Annotated in this window: 4 protein-coding genes and 1 pseudogene; all 5 read left to right on the forward strand. The window is 64.1% G+C overall.

All coding sequences use genetic code 11. The features are described from left to right. Positions 1–177, forward strand: a pseudogene (locus Q0L57_RS08240) (ABC transporter permease); the annotation flags it as partial. A gap of 29 nt (positions 178–206) precedes the next feature. Continuing rightward, positions 207–1,277, forward strand: a complete 1,071-nt coding sequence (locus Q0L57_RS08245) for an ABC transporter substrate-binding protein (RefSeq protein WP_296740973.1) — start codon at positions 207–209, stop codon at positions 1,275–1,277. A gap of 204 nt (positions 1,278–1,481) precedes the next feature. Then, the gene (locus Q0L57_RS08250) at positions 1,482–2,090 is read left to right on the forward strand and encodes a cupin domain-containing protein (RefSeq protein WP_296740976.1); all 609 of its coding nucleotides are present in this window, start codon (positions 1,482–1,484) and stop codon (positions 2,088–2,090) included. Further along, a complete protein-coding gene (locus Q0L57_RS08255) occupies positions 2,080–3,165 on the forward strand; it encodes an ABC transporter ATP-binding protein (RefSeq protein WP_296740979.1) in 1,086 nt (361 codons plus the stop codon). Before Q0L57_RS08250 ends, Q0L57_RS08255 begins: the two co-directional genes overlap by 11 nt. 34 nt (positions 3,166–3,199) lie before the next feature. Continuing rightward, on the forward strand, positions 3,200–3,544 hold a 345-nt coding region (locus Q0L57_RS08260; RefSeq protein WP_296740982.1), incomplete at its 3' end, for an aldehyde dehydrogenase family protein.

Raw genomic sequence — 3,544 nt, forward strand, 5'->3', positions numbered from 1 at the left:
GCCGGCACCGAGCCGACGCTGCCGCTCTACATCTGGAGCCAGCTGCGCTTCCCGCGCTCGCTGCCGACGGTGATGGCGCTGGGCACGGTGATCCTCGCCGTTTCCTTCGTCATCGCCGGCACCGCCGAAATCCTTCGCCATCGCGGCCTTGGCGCCGCGCGCCGCAATCCAGCCTGAAACCACAACAAAGAAAGAGGAGAACGGAAATGACATTGCATCTGAAATCGCTTACCGGGCACAGGGCTCGCGCAGGCCTCGCCGCTCTGGCGCTCGCGCTGTCGTCGACGGTCGCTCTGGCCGCCGAAAAGCTGCAATACTTCACGTGGTCGGGTTACGAATTGCCCGACTTCAACAAGAGCTTCCTCGCCGCGCATCCGGACGGCGTCGAGGCGACGATCTTCGGCGATGACGATGATGCCTTCACCAAGGTCAAGGCGGGCTTCCGCCCGGACATCGCGCACCCCTGCTACGACAAGGTGGCGCGCTGGAACAAGGAAGGCCTGCTGCAGCCGATCGACACCAAGCGCATCAAGAACTGGGACTCCATCTTCCCGGTGTTCAAGAACCTGCCCGACCTGCAGGCCGGCGACGGCAAGGTCTGGATGGTGCCGTGGGACTGGGGCAATACGTCGATCCTCTACCGCACCGACCTGGTGAAGAACCCCGAGGCCAGCTGGAATCTTCTCTGGGACAAGCAATATGCCGGCCGCATGGCAACTATCGACGCCGTGCATGACACGCCGATCGTTGCCGCGCTTCTGGCGGGCGTGAACCCCTTCGACATGACGCCGGAGCAGATGGACAAGGTCGCCGCGAAGTTGCGCGAACAGCGGCCGGTGCTTTCGAGCTACACCACCGACATGACCTCCGTCGAGCAGGCGCTGGCCAGCGGCCAACTGGTCGCCGCCATGACCTGGAATGCGTCGGCCACATCGCTGAAGAAGCAGGGCGTCCCGGTCGAGTTCATGAAGCCGAAGGAAGGCATGCTGACCTGGGCCTGCGGCTTCGTCATGCTGAAGGACGCCAAGAACGTCGATCTCGCCTATGACTTCATCAACAGCCGGCTCGACGCCGACTCGGGTAAGTTCCTTATCCAGTCCTACGGCTATGGCAGCTCGCTCTCCACCGCTTTCGCTGGGATTTCGAAGGAGGAACTGGACAAGCTGCAATTGCCGGCGGATCCGGACGTGATGCTGAAGTCGACGATCTTCACCGGGCCGATGAAGCAGAACGACGATGTGGCGAAAATGTTCGAGAAGGTGAAGGCAGGGGGCTGAGCGAGAACTCCCCTTCTCCCCTTGTGGGAGAAGGTGGATCGGCGCGTAGCGCCGAGACGGATGAGGGGTGGGTGACGGATCGCCGTCCTTGCCAAGCTGGAGCACCCCTCATCCGTCGCCTTCGGCGACACCTTCTCCCACAAGGGGAGAAGGGGGAGCCAAGCGGCGCTGCGCCGCGCCGAAAGACTGGACGAGGATTATTGCATGGATGTTCTGGACGAAGCAGCCGAAAAGCCGAAGGACGAAGCCGACGTCCGTGTCGGCCGGCGCGTGCGGGCGCTGCGGCTCGAGCGCAACCTGTCGCTGGCGGAGCTTGCGGCCAAGGCCGGCATCTCCATCGGCGCGCTCAGCCAGATCGAGCGCGGCATGTCCTCGCTGCGCGTCAAGGTGATCTGGCCGCTGGCCGCCGCCCTCGACATCGAACCATCGGCGCTGATCACCGACGGCAATGATGCGGTGAACGACCTCTATTGCGTGCGCGCCGACAAGCGGCGTTCGATCCCGGTCAAGTCGGAAGGCATCGCCAAGGCATTGTTGTCGCCGCCCGCGGCGACGCTCACCGGCATGCTGGTGACGGTGGAAGCGGGCGGCGGCACGGCGGAAGCCTACGCCCATGCCGGCCATGAATTCGGCTTCGTCATGACCGGCGAGGTCGAGTTGGTGGTCGACGCCACGACTTATGTTCTGAAGGCCGGCGACAGCTTTGCGTTCAAGAGCACGCTGCTGCATGCTTTCCGCAATCCCGGCTTCGAGCGCTGCCAGATCCTGTGGGTGAACACGACCAAGCCGTCCGAGGTGCGCGATGGCGCCTGACGCGCTCGTTCGATTGCAGAAAGTCTCAAAAGTCTTTCCGGGCGGCATTGTCGGCCTCGATGCCGTCGATCTCGACATTGCTCCGGGCGAATTCCTGACCCTGCTCGGTCCCTCCGGTTGTGGCAAGACGACCAGCCTGCGCGTCATTGCCGGCTTCGAGAGCCCGACCGGCGGCAACGTGCTGCTCGAAGGCCGTGACATCACCGGCCTCCGGCCCTTCGATAGGCCAGTCAACACGGTCTTCCAGGACTACGCGCTGTTCCCGCATATGGACGTCGCAGACAATGTTGGCTTCGGCCTGTCGCTTCGAAAGCTCTCCGGCACCGAACAGGCCAGGCGCGTCGGCGAAGCGCTGGACATGGTCGGGCTCGCCGACAAGCTGCGTGCCCGCATCCCGGAGCTTTCCGGCGGCCAGCGCCAGCGCGTCGCGCTTGCCCGCGCCATCGTCTGCGAACCGCGCGTGCTGCTGCTCGACGAGCCGTTGTCGGCGCTCGACGCGCATCTGCGCGAGCAGATGCAGATCGAGCTGAAACGCCTGCAGTCGCGCCTCGGCACCACCTTCGTCATGGTCACCCACGATCAGACCGAGGCGCTGTCGATCTCCGACCGCATCGTCGTCATGAACAAGGGCCGCATCGAGCAGATCGCGCCGCCGGCGACGTTATACGACCGGCCAGCGACACGTTTCGTCGCTTCGTTCATCGGCACGATGAATCTCCTGCAGTCACGCTTCCTCGGCAAAGACGGCGAGCGTCTACGCTTTGCCGCCGGCAACCTGACATTGGAGGCCCAGTCCGAAACCGGCCAAACGCCGGTTGCGGGCGAGACTCGCACCCTAGGTGTGCGTCCGGAGGATTTGCTGACAGCCACCGAAGCGGCCGAAGGAACCACGCCCGCGCGGGTCAACGGCATTGTCTTCCACGGTCGCACGTTGCGCCTTCATGCCGAGCTTGGGCAAGGGACATCGATCGTCATCGATGCGCCGCGCCGCGCCGACGGTTTTCAATTCAGCGTCGGCGACGTGGCGCATATCAGTCTCCGGCGTGGCGCTAACTGCCCTATGCTATCCAACTAACTTCCCCGCCATTTTCCAGATAACGGAGCCCTTCATGAGCAATCACCTGAAGTTTTTCATCGACGGCAAATGGGTCGACCCGGTCGCGCCGGCGGCGCTGGACGTCATCGATCCGTCGACCGAGGAAGCCTATACGAAAATCTCGGTCGGCTCGAAGGCCGATGTCGACAAGGCCGTTGCCGCCGCCAAGGCCGCGTTCCCGTCCTTTTCGCAGACCACCAAGGGCGAGCGCCTGAAGCTTCTGAAGCGCATCCTCGAAGTCTACAACGAGCGCTATGAGGACATCGCCCAGGCCGTGAGCCAGGAGATGGGCGCGCCGATCAGCTGGGCGCGCGAGGCGCAGGCCTGGGCCGGCCGCGCGCATATGGAAGCCACCATC

It is taken from the genome of Mesorhizobium sp. (assembly GCF_024509055.1).
Classification (GTDB): domain Bacteria; phylum Pseudomonadota; class Alphaproteobacteria; order Rhizobiales; family Rhizobiaceae; genus Mesorhizobium.